Below are 20,390 nucleotides of genomic sequence, written 5' to 3'. Positions count from 1 at the left end.
CCCAATGACCAGTGACACAACCAAGCAGTATACCAGTGAATTGCCATCGGCCCTGTATCGTGCCGCCCAGGTGCGGGAGCTGGATCGTATGGCCATCGACGATCACGGCATCCCCGGCTTTGATCTGATGAGTCGTGCCGGAGAGGCTGCCTTTGAGCTGTTGCGGGATCAGTGGCCCCAGGCCCGGCGCTTGTGTGTGTTCTGCGGTGTGGGCAATAACGGTGGTGATGGCTATGTGATTGCCGCGTTGGCGGAAAAAGCGGGCTTTGAGGCCCAGGTGGTGCAGGTGGGGGATGTGGCGAAAACCCAAGGTGATGCGCTCACCGCGCTGCAGCGGGCCCGGGATGAGGGGGCAGAGTTTGCCGCCTTCAGCGAAGGCACACAGTATCGCGCGGATGTCATCGTTGATGCGTTGCTGGGTACGGGCTTAAACGGCGATGTGCGGGGCGACTACGTTGCCGCCATCGACACCATCAACCACAGCAACTGCCCGGTGCTGGCGGTGGATATTCCCTCCGGCCTGTGCTCCGACACGGGCCGGGTATTGGGTACGGCGGTCAGGGCTGACTGCAGTATCAGCTTTATCGGCCTGAAGCAGGGGTTGCTCACCGGGCAGGCGCCGGACTATGTGGGGGCTCTGTACTTTGCCTCATTGCAGGTGCCGGAGGCGGTGTTGTCCTCCCTGCCGGCCAGTGCACAATTGATCGGCCAGGCCCATCTGCGCCGGTGGCTGCCACCCCGCTCCCGTCTCAGTCACAAGGGCAATCATGGCCATGTTCTGGTGATCGGTGGTGATCTGGGTATGGGGGGCGCAGTGGCCATGGCGGCGGAGGCGGCCGGCCGGGTCGGCGCGGGCCTGATCTCGGTGATCACCCGCCCCCAACACATTGCTGCCATTCTGGCGCGGCGGCCGGAATGCATGGTATTGGGAGTGGAAGAAGGCGATTCCATCAGCCATGGATTGCAACAGGCCGACGTGCTGGTGGTGGGCCCAGGCATTGGCCAATCCGCCTGGGGTCTGTCCCTGCTGCAACAGGCACTGGCCACGGATCTGCCCCTGGTGCTGGATGCCGATGGCCTCAACCTGCTGGCCGCCAGGCGGCAGGAACCCGCTGCCCGCCGCGGAAACTGGGTACTGACACCCCACCCCGGGGAAGCGGCCCGACTGCTGTCCAGCACCACGGAAGCCCTGGGCCGGGATCGCTTTGCCGCCATCAGCGCGCTGCAGCAGCACTATCATGGGGCCGTGGTATTGAAAGGGGCCGGCAGCCTGATCGCCGGCGACGAGGGCGCCCTTTGGGTGTGCCATTCCGGCAATCCCGGTATGGCCAGCGGGGGCATGGGGGATGTGCTCAGTGGTGTTATTGGCGGGCTGCTGGCTCAGGGCCTGACCCTGGAGCAGGCCGCCGCTGCCGGGGTACAGGTGCATGCCGCTGCCGGTGACCGGGCAACGGAGCAAAGCGGCCAGCGGGGCTTGCTGGCCACGGACCTTATGCCCTATATTCGCCGCCTGGTGAATCTTCGGTAATGCAGCAGGCCGCCATGACCTCGACTTTGGAACTTACTTTACAGGATGAATCGCAAACCCTGGCCCTGGGTCAGCGCCTGGCGTCGTTGCTGCGCGGGGGCGGTGTACTCTATCTGCAAGGGGATCTGGGGGCCGGCAAAACCACCCTCAGTCGCGGCATTATTCAAGCCCTAGGGCATTCAGGTGCGGTTAAGAGTCCCACCTATACACTGGTGGAACCCTATGAGCTGGCCGATCTCAAGGTGTTTCATTTCGACCTGTACCGCCTGGCGGACCCGGAAGAGCTGGAATTCATCGGTATCCGGGATTACGTCGAGCCGGGGGCCGTTTGTATTGTGGAGTGGCCTGATCGCGGTGCGGACCTGATTCCGTCTCCGGATCTGAGTCTCACCCTGGAAAAGGACGGTAAAGGGCGCAAAATCACGATGATGGGCCGTTCACCGGCTGGCCAAACAATGTTAGGGGGATTAACGAAAATTTGACCAAACGCCAAAAAAAGCCTAAAAAGTCAGATGGGGAAAGTGGTTTGCGTTCATGAGGTTAGGAAAGAGTTTGAAAAAGTCACTTAAGAAAGGGCTCCAGATAGCTTCAACCTGCACTGTGTTGCTGGTGTTGATGCTGCTCACCCCGGTTCTGCAGGCCGCAGAAAAAATCAGCAGTGTACGGGTGTGGAACGCGCCGGATCATACCCGCATCGTGTTCGATCTTTCCGGCCCGGTCACCCATCATCTGTTTACACTGGACGCACCGGATCGGGTGGTCATCGACATTCCCAACGCGCAAAAAACCCGCGCTCTGGATTTGGTGGATTTCAAGGGCGGCCCGCTGGTGAACGTGCGCAGTGCAGCGCAGTCCAATGGCGATCTGCGGGTGGTGCTGGATCTGGATCGCAAGCTCAACCCCAAGAGTTTTCTGCTGAAACCCAGCGAACAATATGGCCACCGCCTGGTGATTGACCTGGAGCAAAGTGGAAAAGCCGCGCCGGTGGCGGTAGTCAAACCGGCCAGTGTCAGTCAGCCCAAATCCTACAGCAGCATGGGCAGCGGCCGCGACATTGTGGTGGCCATTGATGCCGGCCACGGCGGCGAAGACCCTGGCGCTATCGGTGCCAATGGCACCCGTGAAAAAGACGTGGTGCTGCAGATTTCCCGCCGTATCTACAATGTGCTCAAGGCCGAAAAAGGCGTGAAGCCGGTGCTGATCCGCACCGGGGATTACTTTATTCCGTTGGCCACCCGCCGTGACAATGCCCGCCGCAAATACAACGCCGACCTGTTCGTGTCCGTGCATGCGGATGCCTTCCATAACCATCGCGCCCGGGGCGCGTCGGTGTTTGCCCTGTCCCGCAGTGGCGCCACCAGTACGCTGGCCCGGGTTCTGGCCGAGCAGGAAAACCAGTCGGACGCCATTGGTGGTGTGCAGATTGATAACTCCGACGAAATGGTGACCTCGGTGATTTACGATCTGGCGATGGAAGGCAGTATGGAGCACAGCATCAAAGTGGGCTCCATGGTGTTGAGAGAGATGGGTGGCGTTACCCATCTGCACAAGAAGCATCTGGAGCAGGCCGGTTTTGCCGTGTTGAAATCCCCGGACATCCCGTCGATTCTGGTAGAGACCGGATTCATCTCCAACCCTACCGAAGAGCGTAACCTCAGTTCCAAGAACCATCAGGTGAAGCTGTCACGGGCCATCAGCCGCGGCATCATCACCTATTTCGATCAGCACCCCCCGCCGGGCACTTATTTCGCCGCGCGCAAACTGCAGCAGGATTCGCAGCAGCACCGCATTGCCCGGGGCGAAACCCTGTCGGAGATCGCCCACCGTTATCGGGTGGACCTGGTGTCCCTGATGCAGTACAACCAGCTCAACAACACGGACGTTATCCGTGAGGGGCAGGTGCTGCGCATTCCCAATTCCTGAGTCTGCCGCCGCCGCCCAGTTACGCTATCCCCGCAAACTACGTTATCATAGTGGGCCATTTGCAGCAGGCTCACAGGTAAGGTTTTCTTTTGGCAAGGATCAATCGTTTATCCACCCGGCTTTCCAACCAGATCGCCGCCGGCGAGGTGGTGGAACGCCCTGCCTCTGTCGTCAAGGAGTTACTGGAAAACAGTCTTGACGCCGAAGCCGGGCGCCTGGATGTGGAGGTGGAACAGGGTGGCGTAAAACTGATTCGGGTGCGGGACGACGGTTGCGGTGTGGAGCAGGATGATTTGCCGCTGACCATTGCCCGTCATGCCACCAGCAAGATTCACGATCTGGATGATCTGGAAGGGGTGGCCACACTGGGATTTCGTGGCGAGGCCCTGGCCAGCATCAGCTCGGTGTCGCGCCTGAGCCTCACCTCCAGCGCCGACCACAGCGGTGCCGGTTGGTCGGTGCAGGCAGAAGGCCGGGATATGGACGCGGTAATTGTGCCGGCTGCCCATCCCCGTGGCACCTCGGTGGAAGTCCGTGACCTGTTTTTCAACACCCCGGCTCGACGCAAGTTTCTGCGCACGGAAAAAACCGAATTCAGTCATCTGGAAGAAGTCATCAAGCGTCTGGCTCTCAGTCATTTTGAGGTGGGTTTCAGTCTGCGCCACAACCAGCGCTCCGTGCATGCGCTGAAACCGGCCGGCAGTGAGGCGGAACAGGATCGGCGGGTGGCCGCATTATGCGGCCCCACCTTTATCGAGAACGCCGTGCGCGTGGATACGCAACTGGGAGAGCTGCGCCTGTGGGGATGGCTGGGTCTGCCCACGTTTTCCCGCAGTCAGGCGGATCTGCAGTATTTCTTTGTGAACGGCCGCAGTGTCAAGGATAAAGTGGTAAATCATGCTGTGCGCCAGGCCTATAAGGATGTGATGTACCACGGCCGCCATGCTGCCTTTGTGCTGTATCTGGAGCTGGATCCGAAGGGGGTGGATGTGAACGTGCATCCCACCAAACACGAAGTGCGCTTTCGCGAAAGCCGCCAGGTGCATGATTTTCTGTTTCGTACCCTGCACCGGGCTATCGCGGAGCTGACGCCGGCGGATATGAAACAGCCGGGGGCTATGGGCGTCACCACGGCGGCAGCCGGTGGTTTTGCCATGGATCCAGCCCCGGCTGCGCCGGCCGGTGGCTTGCAGGCGGGCGAATTCCGCGAGCAGGGGCGATTGCATTTATATGACCAGCCGGCGGGGCAGCGCCCTGCGCAGGTGGCGGAAACCCTGCGCGCCTATAGCGCTTTTCATCCGTCATCAGCACCGTCTCCGGACAGCACAGACGGCGCCGCCGCGGAATACTCCGCGCAAGAGATTCCACCGCTGGGATACGCCATTGCCCAACTGCACGGAATCTACATTCTGGCTCAGAACCAGCACGGACTGGTGGTGGTGGATATGCACGCCGCCCACGAACGCATTACTTATGAGCGACTGAAAACCAGCTGGCAGGAAGAGAAAGTCCGTTCACAACCCCTGCTGGTGCCTTTGAGCATGGCCGTGAGCAGCCGGGAGGCGGATTTTGCCGAAGAACACCGGGCATCATTGGAAAAGTTGGGCTTTGTTATTCAGCGCATGGGGCCGGAAACGTTGCTGGTACGGGAGTTGCCGATTCTGTTGAGACACGCTGATGTGGAGTCCCTGGTGCGGGATCTGCTCTCCGATATCGTCACCCACGGCAGTTCGGACCGTATAGAGCACTCCATCAATCAGCTGTTGTCCACCATGGCCTGTCATGGCTCGGTGCGGGCCAACCGTAAACTCACGCTGCCGGAAATGAACGCGTTGCTGCGGGATATGGAAATCACGGAACGCAGTGGCCAGTGTAATCATGGCCGGCCTACTTGGAGTCAGATGTCACTGGCTGAGTTGGACAAGCTGTTCCTGCGGGGGCGCTGATGGCCGACCCCCAAAAGCCCTGGTGTATCTTTCTGATGGGGCCTACCGCTTCCGGCAAAACGGCGTTGGCGGTGGAGTTGGTCCAGCGCTATCCCATGGACATCATCAGCGTGGATTCGGCCCTCATCTACAAGGGCATGGATATAGGTTCCGCCAAACCCGATGCCGCCACCCTGGCCAGGGCACCCCATCGCCTGATCGATTTTCTGGATCCCGCCGAGCGTTATTCCGCCGCCGATTTTCGCCTGGATGCGTTGCGTGAAATGCAGCAGATCGTTGCCCGGGGGCGTATTCCTTTGCTGGTGGGGGGAACCATGTTGTATTTCAAGGTTCTTAGAGAAGGCATTGCAGAGCTGCCGACGGCGGACGCGGCAATCCGGGCCAGTCTGCTGGAAGAGGCGGCGGCCAAAGGTTGGCCAGCCCTGCATGCCGAGCTGGCGGCGGTGGATCCGGAGTCGGCTGCGCGCTTGAATCCGAATGATGGCCAGCGTCTGCAGCGGGCGCTGGAGGTCTATCGCAGTACCGGGATACCGCTTACCCAGTGGCACCGGCGGAAGCAACAGGATGGCGATGGCAGTTGGGGTGGCAACGCCGACACTTTCCCTTACCGGGTAGTGAATCTGGCGGTGTGCCCGGCGCGGGACGTGCTGCACCAGCGAATTGCCGATCGCTTTCATCAGATGTTAAACGAGGGCTTCTATGATGAAGTCAAGGCACTCCACGAACGCGGTGACCTGAACGTTGATTTGCCCGCCATACGGGCAGTGGGGTACCGGCAGATGTGGGATTGTCTGGAAGGCAAATTGAGCTACGCTGAAATGGTGGAGCGCGGCATAATTGCTACCCGGCAACTTGCCAAGCGGCAGATAACCTGGCTACGCAGTTGGAAGGATCTGCATTGGTTGGATAGTCTGGATCCAAATTTGTTGGAAAAGGTCTTGAAAATTTTGTCTGCTGACGACATGCTATCTTAGCCGACGATCCCTCGTGATAGCGAAATCGTGTTTTATTTTTGATCTTTTAGCCCGAGTTTGGGCCCATACAAGGAGACACTTATGTCTAAAGGGCACTCTTTACAAGACCCTTTTTTGAACGCACTGCGCAAAGAACGAATTCCGGTTTCCATTTTTTTGGTCAATGGCATCAAGTTGCAAGGCCAGATTGAATCTTTCGACCAATACGTAGTTTTGTTGCGCAACACTGTAAACCAGATGGTATACAAGCACGCCATTTCAACCGTTGTACCTGCCCGAAACCCACGTGCCCATGGCGGTGGTGAGCGTGCGCCAGGACCTGAGAACAGCGGCAACACAGATCACTGATCAATTTCGATCTGCCAGCGCAGCCCGTGACAAATTACCGGTGCGGCAGGTAAGGTGTGTTTATGCCTGCCACTTTTGAATTGTGGAAAGATTACCGGTAGATGGAATCACTCTTTGACCGTCCCCAGAGTGGGGAGCGGGCCGTACTCGTGCACATTGAATTTCCGCAGGAAACCGATTGTGAGGACCTGCAGGAGTTTGAAATGCTGGTGGATTCCGCCGGCGCCCAGCGCCTTGGCGTATTGACCGGCTCGCGTCCGGCTCCCAACCCCCGCTTTTTTATTGGCAAGGGCAAGGTGGAGGAGCTGGCGGGGCTGGTAGCTGAGTTTGAGGCGGATCTGGTGATCTTCAATCATGCCTTGAACCCGTCCCAGGAACGCAATCTGGAACGGGAGCTGAAATGCCGGGTGCTGGATCGAACCGGTCTCATTCTTGATATCTTTGCCCAGCGTGCCCGCACCCACGAAGGTAAGTTGCAGGTGGAACTGGCGCAGCTGGATCACCTGTCCACCCGTCTGGTTCGGGGCTGGACTCACCTGGAACGCCAGAAAGGGGGCATCGGTTTACGTGGCCCCGGTGAAACCCAGCTTGAGACCGACCGCCGCCTGCTGCGGGCCCGGGTCAAATATATCCAGCAGCGCCTGCAGAAAGTGCGCAAGCAGCGGGATCAGGGGCGCCGGGCCCGGCGCCGGGCCGAGGTGCCGACGGTGTCACTGGTGGGCTACACCAACGCCGGCAAGTCCACCCTGTTCAATAATCTCACCGCGTCTGATGTGTATGCGGCGGATCAGCTGTTTGCCACTCTGGATCCCACCTTGCGCCGTATTGACGTACCCGATCTGGGGGCGGTGATCCTGGCGGATACGGTGGGATTCATCCGACACCTTCCTCACAAGCTGGTGGAAGCCTTCCGCGCCACCTTGGAGCAAAGCCGCGAATCGGAATTTTTGCTGCATGTGGTGGATGCCTGCTCACAGGAGCGTGAGGACAATATTTTTCAGGTAAATGAAGTGCTGCAGGAGATCGAGGCAGACAAGGTGCCGTTTCTGATGGTCTACAACAAAATTGACCTGATGGGCGACTTTCCACCACGCATTGACCGCAACGATGAAGGGGTGGCGGTAGCCGTCTGGCTCTCTGCCCGCACCGGCCAGGGGCTGGATCTTCTGCGCCAGGTATTGAACGAACGCCTGGGCAAGCGCATGGTGGAAGGGGTGTTGCGGCTGCCGCCCCGGTTGTCTGCGGTGCGTGCACATTGTTATGGTTTGAAGGCCGTACAAGACGAATCAGCCGATGAAAACGGCAACACACTGTTGACGATCCGGATGCCCCAGAAATCCTGGGAGCAGATGGTGAAACGTTTCAATCTGGACAGGCAAACTCTGGAAGAAAGTGAGTCAGGGTTGCGAAATTGACCCTATTCGGAATAATAAGCCTGTTATAACGTTTTGAGATGCAATAACATTTCCCGAGCACTGAATAATAGCGGAGCAATATATGGCTTGGAACGAGCCCGGCGGCGGGCGTAATCAGGATCCCTGGCGTGGCCGAGATGGTCGCGGACAACCGGATCTGGACGATGTAATCAAAAAGCTGCAGGACCGTTTCGGCGGCATGCTGGGCGGTGGCGGAGGCAACGACAGCGGCGGTTTCGGGTTGTTGGCGTTGGTTCTGGGGGTGATTCTGGCAGTCTGGTTTGTGGCCGGTTTGTATCGGGTCGAGCAGGCTGAAGAGGCCCTGGTGCTGCGCTTCGGCAAATACCACTCCACCGAGAGTGCCGGTTTGCACTGGAATCCCTGGGGCATCGACTCCATCATGAAGGTGGATGTCAACCAGCGTGAAACCATGCCGGTACGGGCCACCATGCTGACCGAAGACCAGAACATCGTAGATATCGATCTGCAGGTGCAGTACGTGGTCACGGACTCGCGCAACTTCTTCCTGGAATCCAGCTCCCCCATCGATACCTTGCGTAATTCGGTGGAATCGGCCTTGCGCCATGTGGTTGGGGGCAGTGAAATGGACCGCGTTCTGACCGATGGTCGTGAAGCCATTGCGGTGGAAGTACACCAGCGCCTGCAGGATTATCTTGATCGATACAAAACCGGGTTGATGGTGGACAAACTCAACATTGAGGATGCCCATCCCCCCAAGGACGTTAAGGCCGCCTTTGACGATGTGATCAAAGCGAAGGAAGACGAAGAGCGGGTCAAAAACGAGGCGGAAGCGTACGCCAACCAGATTGTTCCAGAGGCCCGTGGTGAGGCCCAGCGTATGATCGAAGAAGCCAACGCCTACAAGGCGGAGATCGTCGAACGGGCCAAGGGTCAGGCCAATCGCTTCGAGCGGCTCTACGTCGAGTACAAGATGGCGCCGGAAGTGACCCGTCGCCGGATGTACATCGATACCATGGAAAACGTATTGAGCAATACCTCGAAGATATTGGTGGATGTTGAAGGTGGCAACAACCTGATGTACCTGCCACTGGATAAGCTGATGCAGGGGCGGCATGACGAACGCTCCGTGGTGACCGAGGCCAATACCTCCCAGCAGAGCAAAACCACCACCCAGAAAACCTCTGATACGGTGCGCGGTCTGGAGCGTATTCGTCAATCCCGCGAAAGCCGATGGGAGAATCGCTAATGAATAACAAGAGCATGTCGGTACTGTTATTTCTGGCGCTACTGGCTTTGGTTGTGAGCAGTGCCATCTTTACCGTGAAAGAAAGTGAGCGGGGCGTTCTGCTGAAGTTTGGTGAGGTAGTGAAAGAAGATCTACAACCCGGCCTTCAGTTCAAGTTTCCCTTTGTACATGAACCACGTCTGTTCGATGGCCGGATCCGGGTGCTGGAAATGCGTCAGGAAGAATACCTGACGCAGGAAAAAAAGCGCCTGATCGTGGATTCCTACGTTATGTGGCGGATCAACGATGTCAAGCAGTTTTATATTGCCACCGGTGGCGGCCAGGAAGGCCGGGTACGACTGTTGTTGGGGCCGCGGGTGAATGAAGGGCTGCGTAATCAATTCGGCGAGCGCACGGTGTATGAGGTGGTGGCCGGGGAACGTGAAGAACTGGTGGAAGTTCTGACCGACTCCATAGACAGTAAATCGAAGGAGGCACTGGGGATTGATGTGGTGGAAATTCGTGTCAAGCGCATCGAACTGCCGTCCAGTGTCAGTGGCTCGGTTTACGATCGAATGCGTGCCGAGCGGGAGCGAGAAGCCCGCAGTCACCGGGCCCGTGGTAATGAGCTGGCCGAAGGGATCCGCGCAGCAGCTGATCGTGAGCGCACTGAGATTCTGGCCGGCGCTTATCGCCAGGCCGAAGAGTTGAAGGGTGCCGGGGATGCGGAAGCCGCGGCAATCTACGCCAACGCCTATCAGAAAGATCCTGATTTTTATGGCTTTTATCGCAGTATGGATGCCTATCGGGATGTCTTCAGCAGCAAAGAGGACCTGATCCTGGTGAAGCCGGACAGCGAGTTCTTTGAGCATATGAAGCAGCAATAGGCAAAAAGCGGCTGAAAGGTTTAACTCGGCCGCAGGTTGCGTGTTATCATAAGGAAACCGGGGTAACCCCCCGGTTTTTTTGTGGGCGAAATCAGGCTTCAGCACCTGAACTCAGTGCCCAATGACGGCACTACAAGCCGTATCTGGATCAGCCCGAAACGGCTTGCAGTACGTAATAAAGTCATTGAAAGAGGAAGACGGCGAACACGCTATGGCCACAGCAGATCGATGGTTGCTCCCCGATGGGATTGATGAAATCCTGCCCCCACAGGCGGCGAAACTGGAACAGTTGCGTCGGGACTTGTTGGATCTGTACAGAAGCTGGGGCTATGAGCAGGTGTTTCCGCCATTGGTTGAGTATCTGGAATCTCTGCTTACAGGAGCCGGTAATGATCTGGCCCTGCAGACGTTCAAGCTTACCGATCAGTTAACCGGTCGCCTTATGGGTGTGCGGGCCGATATGACCACCCAGGTGGCGCGTATTGACGCCCACACCTTGCAGCGTGAGGGGGTCACCCGCTTGTGTTACGCCGGCCATGTCCTTCATGCCAAGCCGGAAAGCCTGGCCGCCAGCCGCAGCATCATTCAGATTGGCGCTGAGATCTATGGCCACGGTGGGATCGCCAGCGACGTGGAAGTGATCAGCCTGATGCTGCAGACCCTGCTGCGTGGTGGCTGTGCCGATATCCATCTGGATCTGGGGCACGTGGCTATATACCGGGCTCTGGCTGCCGAAGCAGGATTGGGGGCCGATCTGGAATGGCAGTTGTTTGAGATATACCAGCGCAAGGCCGTGCCTGAACTGGAGGCATTTCTGGCGGCGCAGGTGGCCGATGGAGAACTGCGGGATATGTTGCGGGCTCTGGCATCACTGGCCGGAGACATCAGCGTACTCGAAACCGCAACGGCGCGCCTGGCCAAGGCACCGGCAGCGGTGCAGGCCGCATTGGCGGACCTGCAGCAGATTGCGGCGCAACTGCAGACCCGCTATCCGAACATCACCCTTTATTTCGATCTGGGTGAATTGCGGGGTTATCATTACCACACCGGCCCCGTATTCAGTGCCTACATTCCCGGAATGGGACAGGCTATTGCCAATGGCGGCCGTTACGACCATATTGGTGAAGTGTTTGGTCGGGCGCGGCCTGCCACCGGATTCAGTACCGATCTGGCGGCACTGGCACAGCGCGTGACACAATCCGTATCCTTTACTCGAATTTTTGCGCCTCATACTGATGCCGAAGGGCTGCAGGAGGCGATTCAACAACTGAGGGCCGCTGGTAAAGTGGTGATTCAGGCGCTTGATGCAGAGCAAACACCTCGTTCAATGGGGTGTGATCAGCAGTTGACCCGGTCGCAATCCGGCTGGGTTACAGAAGCAGTTTCCGGTTCTTAATCTGTTCTTGGTAGAGACAAACGCAATGGGCAAGAGTGTCGTTATTCTGGGCACCCAGTGGGGTGATGAAGGCAAGGGTAAAATCGTCGATCTGTTAACCGATCGAGTCGCCTGCGTGGTGCGGTTTCAGGGTGGCCACAACGCGGGCCACACACTGGTGATTGATGGTGTTAAAACAGCGTTGCATCTGATTCCTTCAGGTATTCTGCGTGATAACGTGAAATGTCTGATCGGTAACGGCGTGGTGTTGGCGCCGGATGCTCTGCTGAGAGAGATGGCCATGCTCGAGGAGCGTGGCGTACCGGTGCGTGAGCGCTTGCGCCTGAGCCCGGCGTGCCCCTTGATTCTGCCCTACCATGTCGCCCTGGATAAGGCTCGGGAAGCAGCGCGGGGCAAAGCGGCAATTGGCACCACCGGCCGTGGTATCGGCCCTGCCTACGAAGACAAAGTGGCGCGCCGTGGGCTGCGTCTGGGCGATGTGTTTCATCGTGAACGTTTTGCTTCCAAGTTGGGTGAAGTGCTGGATTATCATAATTTCACCCTGAAGCATTACTACAAGGTGGATACACTGGATTTTCAGAAACTGCTGGACGAAACCCTGGAAATGGGCGAGCAACTGAAGCCTATGGTGGCCGATGTCACCGAAATACTGCACCAGCACCGCCTGGCGGGTGACAACATTCTGTTTGAAGGGGCCCAGGGCACCCTGCTGGACATTGACCACGGCACTTATCCATTTGTTACTTCATCCAATACCAGTGCCGGTGGTACGGCAACGGGCTCCGGCTTTGGCCCATTGTTTCTGGACTACGTGATGGGCATTACCAAAGCCTATACCACTCGCGTTGGTTCCGGCCCGTTCCCCACGGAATTGTTTGACGAAGTGGGTGATCACCTGCGGGAAAAGGGCCATGAGTTTGGTACCACCACCGGCCGTACCCGGCGTTGTGGCTGGTTTGACGCGGTTGCGCTGCGCCGGGCCATGCAGATCAATTCGGTAACCGGTTTGTGCCTGACTAAGCTGGATGTATTGGATGGTTTGGATGTGATCCGCATCTGTATCGGCTACCAGGATGAGAAGGGCAATCGAATAGATGCGTTCCCGGTGGATGCGGCTGACTATGATGGCATCGAGCCGATCTATGAAGAAATCGCCGGCTGGAAAGATTCCACCTTTGGCGCCAAGTGTATGGAAGATTTACCGGCCAATGCCGTTGCCTACGTGAAAAAGCTGGAAGAGGCGGTGGGCGCCCCCATTGATATTATTTCAACGGGCCCGGATCGTAATGAAACCATGATTCTACGCAATCCCTTTAACGGCGAGTAATGTGAATCACCCATAAAAAAAGCCTCTTCTGTGAGGCTTTTTTTATGGGCTGCCATAGCGCTGCTCGGGGTGGTGGTGCAAATATTCTGTAAATAGCTCCTCAATGGTTTGATGCTGTTGAAGGATGTCTTCCATCAGCGGCATCAGGTTTTCGGTTGCTCCCGCCCGTAATGCGGCCTCCAGTTTTTCTGCCGCCCCCGTCAGGTGCAGTGCGCTGAGATTGGCTGCAACGCCTTTCAAGGTGTGCACGGCGTGTATTCCCGCAGCGATGTCGCCGTCCACAAGGGCTTGCCTGAGTTCATCCAGCAACGTGGTGCTACTGGTGATGAACATGGTTATCAACGTTTGCAAGCGCTCAGGTTTGTTGCGTACTCGTTTTAACGCATCCGCCTGATCCCACGGCACCCCATCATCGCCGGTCAGATCAGGCAACGGCTGTGGCACCCGGTCCGTTAGCCAGAGGCTCAGTTTTTCGAACAGTTCATCGATGTTGATGGGTTTGGACAGATAATCATTCATACCGGCTTCCAGGCATTTTTCCCGGTCACCGGCCATGGCGTTGGCGGTCATGGCAATAATCGGGATGGTCTGGTGTTTATCCCCGGCCAGTCCCTGTCGAATGGCCCGGCTTGTGCTGTAGCCATCCAGCACCGGCATCTGGCAATCCATCAACACCAGATTGTAGGGATATTTGGGGTCTGAATTCCGGATCAGCGCCAGGGCCTTCTTACCGTGGTCGGCCATGTCGCAATGCAGGCCAATCTCCTCCAACATGCCCTGTACCACGGTTTGATTAATACTGTTGTCCTCCACAACCAATAAGCGACATGGCTCTGGCCAATGGCCTGGCATCGGCGAGGTATTGCCGGCCAGGCTTTTCAGATAGTGATGAGTGACCAGGGGCGATGCTTTGGCCAGGGCATCGCCATCTTCCAGCAAGACTGCCAGGGCGTCCTGCAGATCCGATAACGTCATGGGCTTGGTAAAGTAACCATCGAACCCGATGGCGGCGAATTTGGCTGCATCACCCCGGTTGCCGATGGCGGTCATCATGATCATTTTGGTTGATGCGAAGTTCGGGTTTTCGCGTATGGCCTGCCCCAGTTGGTTGCCGCCCATATCCGGCAACAGCCTATCCATAAACACCACGGCATAATGCGGTGCATCCGGGTTCTCCAGTTTGGCGTTCATCATGTGCAAGGCCCGCGCGGCGTTGTCGGCCAGGTCAACCCGGGCACCCCAGAGTTCAAGCTGCCGGCGCAGAACTTCGCGGTTGGTACCGTTTTCATCCACCACCAGTAAAGGAACGTTTTCGATGTTGGCGCTGGGTACAGTGGCGCGGGACAAACGGCTGGGTTGCAATGGCAGATAAAAGCGAAAGCAGCTGCCTTTTCCCTCTTCACTGGAGACCTGAATATCACCTTGCATCAATTGGCAGAGCTGTTTGACGATGGCCAGGCCCAAACCCGTGCCGCCAAAGCGTCGGGTGGTGGAAGCGTCCACCTGAGTGAAGGAATCGAATATATGCTGGGTACGGTCCTTGGGGATCCCCATCCCGGTATCGCTGACTGAGCACTCGAACTGGTAACGGTAATCGTCGGTGGTGTTCAGCATCGCGCAAATGACGATTTCACCTTCTGCAGTGAACTTGATGGCGTTACTCACCAGGTTGGACAGGATCTGTCGTATACGGCCGGGGTCGCCTCTTACCATGCTGTGTTCGATGCCTACGGTATCCAATATTAGTTGGAGGCCTTTCTCGTGCGCTTTGTGAGCTACGGTTTCGACAAAATCCCCCAGCATGGCACTGAGATCAAAATCGATGTATTCGATATCCAGGCGGCCAGCTTCGATTTTGGAAAAATCCAGAATGTCATTGATGATAACCAACAGTGATTCCGCGCTGTTCATGGCCAGTCGGGCCTGGTATTGCTGGTCGGCATTGAGTTTGGTGCGCAGCAGCAGGCCCAGCATACCCAGTACACCGTTCATGGGCGTGCGGATTTCATGGCTCATGGTGGCCAGAAATTCACTCTTGGCCCGGGCCGCCCCCTCTGCTGCGTCACGGGCTTCCCGTAACTCCTGTTGCACCGCTTTTTGTTGGGTGATGTCGGTACGCATGGCAATGTAGCGCTCGATCTTGCCGGTGTGATTCTTGATGGGGGCAATGGTGGTCGCAACCCAATACAGTTGCCCGTTCTTGGCCCGATTGCAGATCTCAGCGTGCCAGACCGCACCGCTGGAAATGGTTTTGTACATATTTCGAAAGAAGGATTTGGGATGATAGCCCGAGTTTAAAATTCGATGATTGTTGCCCACCAGTTCTGCAGACGGGTAACCGCTCACCTCTTCAAATTTTTTATTCACATACAGTATGGTGCCTTCAACGTCGGTTATGGCAATGATGGCATGATGAGACAGAGCCGATTGCTGCTCGCTCAATTCGATCAGCGCTGCTCGGGTAGCCGTTTCGCTGATTCTCAATTTTCCTTCATAGCGTTCACGACTTGCCATCATCCGGTTGACGCTGTCGGCCAGGATTTTGATTTCATGTTTGCCTTTTACCTGCACGGGTTCGGTCGGTTCGTTGCGGGCGAAGGCCTCCATAGTTGCACTGAGCCGGGTGATAGGGCGTGTTAATCGCTTGGATACGTAAAGTGATGCGGTGGTAATGATGACTGTGCTGATAACCAGCAGCATCAGGTTGAACCTGGCCAGCCAATTACTGGCGGAATAAGCTGCCGCCTGGTCGATTTCACTGATCAGGACCCATTGGATGTTGCCGATGGTTAGACTGTTATGCTGTCCCAGCACGCCTTTCTGCAACGGGTTGACGTATTGCTGGGTAGTGCTTGATGTTGCAATCTGTTGCCACTGGGTAAAAGTGGGTGTTGCGATTCGCTTTTGCAACACATCGGGTTCATGTCCCGCCAGGGGAGACCGTAACAGGCCATCGGTTCCCACCAGATAGTGATACACCTGATCTTGCTCTTCATGGGCCAACAGGGCATACAGCCGATCAAGGCGAATTTGCATGGCAAACGCCCCTTGTATTTCTCCATTATCATCGCGTAGAGGGGCCACTAAAAAACCGCACAAAAGGTTGTTTGATGGTGGGTAGCGTTCGATGTCCGAGAATATTGCTCGGTCTTGGGCCAGCGACTGTGACACTGCACCGGCAAAGCGCGATTGTTGCAGAGGGCCGGTAAAAAGGTTGCTGCCCAGGTCACTTTGCTGTGCTTCACTAAAGAGTATGTTGCCGTTGAGATCAATCAAAAACAGATCGTAGATATAGTCGTAATGGTTGCGGATATCGCGCAGGTCCGACCGCGCAGCTTTGTTTATGGTTTGCCATTGTGATGATTCGATGAAGAGCTCCACCGGCAGACCGCTGCGGCGTAGTGCCTCCGACAGTGTATTCAGTAAGGCCTGGTTTTTTGCGGAACTGGCCTGCAATCTCAAATCCATCCAGCGATAATCAAACCAATTGTTGATAAAGCGGATTTTTTCGTCGGCGCTCTGGCCCAGGCTCTGTTCGGCAGCCTGGTGCAGGCTTTCCCGGCTTTGAAAATAGCTGATCAGCGCAACCACCAGCCAGGGTAAAAGACCCACCACCAGAAACCAGCCTGTCAGTTGCCTGCTAAGGGTGCCTGTTTTGCCCATCTTCATGACGCCTGTACCCGTCCTTTGGGTGGGGTTTGTGTGAATGTTAAGGATAGTTCAGGCTACGGAAGGGGCTAATTCGGCACATTGATACAAATATCATGATATGTATCAATGTGCCGGGCTGGTGGTGTTTTATCATCAGGTCTGTACTTACAGAGGGGGACCGTTGATGACATCACCTGAAACCAAAAAAAGAGATGAAAAACAAAGAGATAAACTATCGTCACTGAAGCAGAAAGCGATTACCAAAGAGGATTTGCACGGCCGGCTGGAGGAGATGAGCAAGCGTGTACTGGACCCGAAGGTGGGGCTGTATGGCCCCCAATCCCAGTCCTGGCGGGTTAACAGATATACGTCGGTGATGATGGGGGCAGGCTGTGCCAATTTGCTGCAACTGGCCCATCCCTGGGTATCCCAGGCAATAGATCAGCATTCACAAACCCAAACCGATCCCTTCGGCCGCCTGCGGCGTACCTTTCTGAACGTGCATACCATGGTGTTTGGCAGCCTGGATCAGGTTCTGGATGCTGCCATCAAGGTGCACAGTATCCATGCCAAAATTACCGGGCAAGCCAGTGAAAGTGCGGGGCAAACCCGCAAAGGCAGCGCGTATTTTGCCAATCAGATCGGTGCGATGCTGTGGGTGCATGCCACCCTTTGGATCACCGGGCTCAGGGTGTACGAACTGTTTCACAAGCCCTTAACTGCTCTGGAGAAAGAGCAGTATTATCAGGAGTCGAAACTGTTTGCCTTCTTATTCGGCATCCCCGAATCGGCCATGCCGGACACTTGGCAGGATTTTCTTGATTACTACCATGGGGTTATCCAATCTGATGAACTCGCCGTTGGTGAAGTGGGCCGCCAGTTGGTGGATTACATTTTTTCCATGAAGGCGTTTCTCAAGCCGGTGCTGAACCGACACAAAATGCACACAGCCGTGCTGTTGCCCGAGCGTCTGCGCCTTGATTTCGGTTTTCCCCAGGTAACGCCTGCATTGCAGAAACAATTTGATCGGGATGTGAAACTGGCCCGGGGATTTTTTGCTGTGTCACCCGATGCCATCAAATTCATGCCACCTTACCTGGAAGCCAGCCACCGGATCAGGGGTGAATCCACGGATCTGGTTACCCGTTTCAGCAATCGCATTCTATATGGCCAGCCACTGCTGGTGTCGTGACGGCTTTTTTGTCTGGATTCACGCCAGTGCCTGCCAGAACATGCCGGCGGCGATCATCAGCATCAGGCAGGCGAAGCCCGTTTGAAGCTTTGGTCCCGCCAGTCTACTGGCGGTCAGGCGGCCCAATAACATCCCCGCCAGTGCGCCGCCCACAAAAGGGGCTGCAATCATCAGATCCAGTGGTTGCCCCTTGGTAATGGAGATGGCAACAGTGCCGGCGCTGGTGAGGGCAATGGCCATCAATGAGGTGGCCACGGCAGAATGGAACGACAAGTCGGAAACGGCCCTGAGGATGGGTACAATCACAAACCCGCCACCCACACCCAGCAGACCGGAGAGAAACCCGGTGGTTAGTCCGCCGCTGGAGATGGCCAGGGCGCAGGGGCGTGTCCAGCGCAAGCGACCGGTAGCGGGGTTCATCTTGCATACCGGTTCCGATGGATTCTCCTGCTCTCCCTTGAGGCCGGCACGTACGATTTTGGATTCTTCCGGTGCCGTGCGTGCCCGCAGGATCATGCGCACACTCACATACAGCAGTACCAGGGCAAAACCGCTGCTGAGAATGGGCAGGGGCAGCCAATGAGCGGCTGTCAGGCCAAGGGGAGCCGTGAGCAGACCGGCGCCACTCATGACCAACGCCGCACGGTAACGTACGATGCCCTGGGGCCAGGCACTCAGGGTACCCAGAGTGGCAGCGGCACTGACCGCCAGTAATGCGGTGGGAGCGGCCTGGGGCAGGGTCCATCCCATACCCCAGATCAGAAGCGGAACGGCAATAACGGAGCCGCCTGCACCGGTCAGGCCCAAAATCAAACCTACCAATGCGCCGAGAAAGGCCGCTAACATCAGTTCAGGCGCATCAGGCCGGTTGCCGGCGCATGATGTCCATTACGCCGGCTTCCAGCTTGGTCAGGCCGGCATTGCGCCCGGTGGCCATCGCCTCGGCGGCACTTTTGCCTCCGAACCAGTATTCTTTCAAGGCCATCAAGGCACCCACCCGATTGGCGCTGCGACAGTGCACCAGAACCGGGTGCCGGTCGCAATTGTCCATCACCTCCGCCAGCTGCCTGGCGGCCTCAATGGTGAGATCCTGTGCACTGCGAATGGGTATGTTGACGTACGCCATACCCAGGGCTTGCACCGAGGATGCCTCGTTGGGGGGCGTCTCTTCCAGTGGGCACAGATTGATAATGGTTTTGACACCCTTCTTGGCGGCATCCTGCAGGTCCTGCTCTGTGGGCATGCCACAGGCCAGAACGTCCGCTTGGGGAGTACATAGGTTGGGTACGTTTATGGGGTGGTCATTCAGCATGATGGCTCCTTACTGGTTTCCGCAAAAGTGTTGATGCAGCAGGGTAACAATATCCATGGCGGGGCCCTCGGCCACTGAATAGAAAATGGTTTGTGCCTGACGCCGGGTTTTCACCAGCCCCTGATTGCGCAGTACCGCCAGATGCTGGGACAGGGCGGATTGAGACAGATCCAGCTGCTCATTCAGTTCCCGCACACAGCATTCTCTCTGGGAGAGGGTGCACATGATCATCAGGCGGTTAGGATTGGACAGAGCCTGCATCAGTTCCGCTGCATCCTGGGCATGGATTCGGAGTTCTTCTAGATCGGTTGCTTGCATGTTGATGAATTCTAATTTAGATTATTCTAATATAATGGTTTTCTCTACTTAACGCAATTCTGGCAGGAATTGACGCAGGTAACATCATGACAGACCCGGTAATTAAAGCATTTTTTGATTCAGGTACCTCCACCATCAGTTATGTGGTCCACGACGGACAGGGTGGCCCCTGTGCCATTATTGATCCGGTGCTGGATTTCGACCCCAAGGCCGCCCGCATTACCACCCACCAGGCGCAGTCGATTGTGGATTATGTGTCGGCATCGGGGCTGGCGGTGGAATGGATTCTGGAAACCCATGCCCATGCAGATCATCTGTCGGCGGCATTCTGGTTGCAGCAAAAAGTGGGAGGGAAAATCGCCATCGGTGAGGGGATCACTGGAGTGCAATCGCATTTTGCCCGCCTGTTTAACCTGGGGGCTGAGTTTGTTGCCGATGGTTCCCAGTTTGATCATTTGTTTCAGGCCGGTGAGCGTTTCAGCATCGGAACACTACAGGCCAGCGTTTTGTCCACGCCCGGGCATACGCCGGCCTGTATCAGTTACCACATCGAAGACTGTGTTTTTGTCGGTGATACCTTATTCATGCCGGATTACGGCACTGCCCGTGCTGATTTTCCCGGTGGTGATGCCCGTGCCCTTTACCACTCGATTCAGCGTATTTTGGCTTTGCCCGGGCCGACCCGGCTGTTCATGTGCCATGACTATCAACCTGGGGGCCGGGCAGCGCAGTGGGAAACCACCGTGGCCCAGCAGCGCGCCGATAACGTGATGATACGGGAAGGCATCAGTGAAGCGGAGTTCGTCACCGCCAGGCAGGAAAAGGATGCCACACTTGCGGCACCGGTGCTGATTCTGCCGTCGCTGCAGGTAAATATTCGGGCCGGGCAATTACCGGCGGCGGAATCCAATGGAGTTCAATACCTGAAACTGCCCTTGAATCAGTTGGGATAGGCCGTGGTATGAT

General features: G+C 56.8%; 17 protein-coding genes. 13 read left to right on the top strand and 4 right to left on the bottom strand.

Translation table 11 applies throughout. From position 1 onward, the window contains the following. Positions 1–4 precede the first annotated feature (4 nt). From D9N13_RS22095 to D9N13_RS22045, 11 genes are all read left to right on the top strand, one after another. The gene (locus tag D9N13_RS22095) at positions 5–1,528 is read left to right on the top strand and encodes an NAD(P)H-hydrate dehydratase (RefSeq protein ID WP_290594143.1); all 1,524 of its coding nucleotides are present in this window, start codon (positions 5–7) and stop codon (positions 1,526–1,528) included. Between the two features lie 14 nt (positions 1,529–1,542). Continuing rightward, a complete protein-coding gene (tsaE, locus tag D9N13_RS22090) occupies positions 1,543–2,010 on the top strand; it encodes a tRNA (adenosine(37)-N6)-threonylcarbamoyltransferase complex ATPase subunit type 1 TsaE (protein WP_290594142.1) in 468 nt (155 codons plus the stop codon). Between the two features lie 133 nt (positions 2,011–2,143). Further along, on the top strand, positions 2,144–3,451 hold the full coding sequence (locus D9N13_RS22085) for an N-acetylmuramoyl-L-alanine amidase (RefSeq protein WP_317622547.1): 1,308 nt from the start codon (positions 2,144–2,146) through the stop codon (positions 3,449–3,451). Between the two features lie 89 nt (positions 3,452–3,540). Continuing rightward, positions 3,541–5,397 (top strand): DNA mismatch repair endonuclease MutL, encoded by a 1,857-nt coding sequence (gene mutL, locus D9N13_RS22080; protein WP_290594140.1) that lies wholly within the window; start codon positions 3,541–3,543, stop codon positions 5,395–5,397. Further along, on the top strand, positions 5,397–6,371 hold the full coding sequence (gene miaA / locus D9N13_RS22075; RefSeq protein ID WP_290594139.1) for a tRNA (adenosine(37)-N6)-dimethylallyltransferase MiaA: 975 nt from the start codon (positions 5,397–5,399) through the stop codon (positions 6,369–6,371). Before mutL ends, miaA begins: the two co-directional genes overlap by 1 nt. An 81-nt stretch (positions 6,372–6,452) precedes the next feature. Further along, complete coding sequence (gene hfq / locus D9N13_RS22070; RefSeq protein WP_290594138.1) at positions 6,453–6,719, top strand: RNA chaperone Hfq; 267 nt, start codon at positions 6,453–6,455, stop codon at positions 6,717–6,719. Positions 6,720–6,820: 101 nt separating this feature from the next. Then, positions 6,821–8,134, top strand: coding sequence for a ribosome rescue GTPase HflX (gene hflX, locus D9N13_RS22065; protein WP_290594137.1), 1,314 nt, complete (start codon positions 6,821–6,823; stop codon positions 8,132–8,134). A gap of 82 nt (positions 8,135–8,216) precedes the next feature. Further along, positions 8,217–9,362, top strand: a complete 1,146-nt coding sequence (gene hflK / locus D9N13_RS22060; protein WP_290594136.1) for an FtsH protease activity modulator HflK — start codon at positions 8,217–8,219, stop codon at positions 9,360–9,362. After that, a complete protein-coding gene (hflC, locus tag D9N13_RS22055) occupies positions 9,362–10,228 on the top strand; it encodes a protease modulator HflC (RefSeq protein WP_290594135.1) in 867 nt (288 codons plus the stop codon). The genes hflK and hflC overlap by 1 nt, the downstream gene beginning before the upstream one ends. Positions 10,229–10,439: 211 nt before the next feature. Next, positions 10,440–11,624 carry an ATP phosphoribosyltransferase regulatory subunit gene (locus D9N13_RS22050; protein ID WP_290594134.1) on the top strand — a complete coding sequence of 395 codons (1,185 nt, stop codon included), beginning with the start codon at positions 10,440–10,442 and terminating at the stop codon, positions 11,622–11,624. Positions 11,625–11,649: 25 nt separating this feature from the next. After that, a complete protein-coding gene (locus D9N13_RS22045; protein WP_290594133.1) occupies positions 11,650–12,951 on the top strand; it encodes an adenylosuccinate synthase in 1,302 nt (433 codons plus the stop codon). Positions 12,952–12,993: 42 nt separating this feature from the next. Here the strand turns inward: D9N13_RS22045 and D9N13_RS22040 are convergent, their stop codons facing one another. Next, complete coding sequence (locus D9N13_RS22040; protein ID WP_290594132.1) at positions 12,994–16,620, bottom strand: response regulator; 3,627 nt, start codon at positions 16,618–16,620, stop codon at positions 12,994–12,996. A gap of 166 nt (positions 16,621–16,786) precedes the next feature. Here D9N13_RS22040 and D9N13_RS22035 point away from each other — a divergent pair, with 166 nt between their 5' ends. Next, the gene (locus D9N13_RS22035) at positions 16,787–17,794 is read left to right on the top strand and encodes an oxygenase MpaB family protein (protein WP_290594131.1); all 1,008 of its coding nucleotides are present in this window, start codon (positions 16,787–16,789) and stop codon (positions 17,792–17,794) included. 18 nt (positions 17,795–17,812) lie between these two features. On the opposite strand, the gene D9N13_RS22030 is transcribed toward D9N13_RS22035, so the two are convergent. The 3 genes from D9N13_RS22030 to D9N13_RS22020 are packed head-to-tail and all read right to left on the bottom strand — an operon-like array spanning position 17,813 to position 19,424. Then, positions 17,813–18,640, bottom strand: a complete 828-nt coding sequence (locus tag D9N13_RS22030) for a sulfite exporter TauE/SafE family protein (protein WP_290594130.1) — start codon at positions 18,638–18,640, stop codon at positions 17,813–17,815. Between the two features lie 13 nt (positions 18,641–18,653). After that, positions 18,654–19,106 (bottom strand): protein tyrosine phosphatase family protein, encoded by a 453-nt coding sequence (locus D9N13_RS22025; protein ID WP_290594129.1) that lies wholly within the window; start codon positions 19,104–19,106, stop codon positions 18,654–18,656. Positions 19,107–19,115: 9 nt separating this feature from the next. After that, positions 19,116–19,424: an ArsR/SmtB family transcription factor gene (locus tag D9N13_RS22020; RefSeq protein WP_290594128.1), complete on the bottom strand. Its 309-nt coding sequence runs from the start codon at positions 19,422–19,424 to the stop codon at positions 19,116–19,118. Between the two features lie 86 nt (positions 19,425–19,510). Here D9N13_RS22020 and D9N13_RS22015 point away from each other — a divergent pair, with 86 nt between their 5' ends. Next, positions 19,511–20,377 (top strand): MBL fold metallo-hydrolase, encoded by an 867-nt coding sequence (locus tag D9N13_RS22015; protein ID WP_290594127.1) that lies wholly within the window; start codon positions 19,511–19,513, stop codon positions 20,375–20,377. Positions 20,378–20,390 lie beyond the last annotated feature (13 nt).

Origin of the sequence: Ketobacter sp. GenoA1 (assembly GCF_003671475.1) — a bacterium.
Taxonomy (GTDB): domain Bacteria; phylum Pseudomonadota; class Gammaproteobacteria; order Pseudomonadales; family Ketobacteraceae; genus Ketobacter.
Note: the sequence above shows the minus strand (reverse complement) of the source record. Positions and strands in the feature narration are given on the sequence as shown.

Coding starts and splice junctions, on each gene's coding strand:
- D9N13_RS22095 (WP_290594143.1), top strand. CDS start 5: ATGACCAGTGACACAACCAAGCAGTATACCAGTGAATTGCCATCGGCC.
- tsaE (WP_290594142.1), top strand. CDS start 1,543: ATGACCTCGACTTTGGAACTTACTTTACAGGATGAATCGCAAACCCTG.
- D9N13_RS22085 (WP_317622547.1), top strand. CDS start 2,144: ATGCTGCTCACCCCGGTTCTGCAGGCCGCAGAAAAAATCAGCAGTGTA.
- miaA (WP_290594139.1), top strand. CDS start 5,397: ATGGCCGACCCCCAAAAGCCCTGGTGTATCTTTCTGATGGGGCCTACC.
- hfq (WP_290594138.1), top strand. CDS start 6,453: ATGTCTAAAGGGCACTCTTTACAAGACCCTTTTTTGAACGCACTGCGC.
- hflX (WP_290594137.1), top strand. CDS start 6,821: ATGGAATCACTCTTTGACCGTCCCCAGAGTGGGGAGCGGGCCGTACTC.
- hflK (WP_290594136.1), top strand. CDS start 8,217: ATGGCTTGGAACGAGCCCGGCGGCGGGCGTAATCAGGATCCCTGGCGT.
- hflC (WP_290594135.1), top strand. CDS start 9,362: ATGAATAACAAGAGCATGTCGGTACTGTTATTTCTGGCGCTACTGGCT.
- D9N13_RS22050 (WP_290594134.1), top strand. CDS start 10,440: ATGGCCACAGCAGATCGATGGTTGCTCCCCGATGGGATTGATGAAATC.
- D9N13_RS22045 (WP_290594133.1), top strand. CDS start 11,650: ATGGGCAAGAGTGTCGTTATTCTGGGCACCCAGTGGGGTGATGAAGGC.
- D9N13_RS22040 (WP_290594132.1), bottom strand. CDS start 16,620: ATGAAGATGGGCAAAACAGGCACCCTTAGCAGGCAACTGACAGGCTGG.
- D9N13_RS22035 (WP_290594131.1), top strand. CDS start 16,787: ATGACATCACCTGAAACCAAAAAAAGAGATGAAAAACAAAGAGATAAA.
- D9N13_RS22030 (WP_290594130.1), bottom strand. CDS start 18,640: ATGTTAGCGGCCTTTCTCGGCGCATTGGTAGGTTTGATTTTGGGCCTG.
- D9N13_RS22025 (WP_290594129.1), bottom strand. CDS start 19,106: ATGCTGAATGACCACCCCATAAACGTACCCAACCTATGTACTCCCCAA.
- D9N13_RS22020 (WP_290594128.1), bottom strand. CDS start 19,424: ATGCAAGCAACCGATCTAGAAGAACTCCGAATCCATGCCCAGGATGCA.
- D9N13_RS22015 (WP_290594127.1), top strand. CDS start 19,511: ATGACAGACCCGGTAATTAAAGCATTTTTTGATTCAGGTACCTCCACC.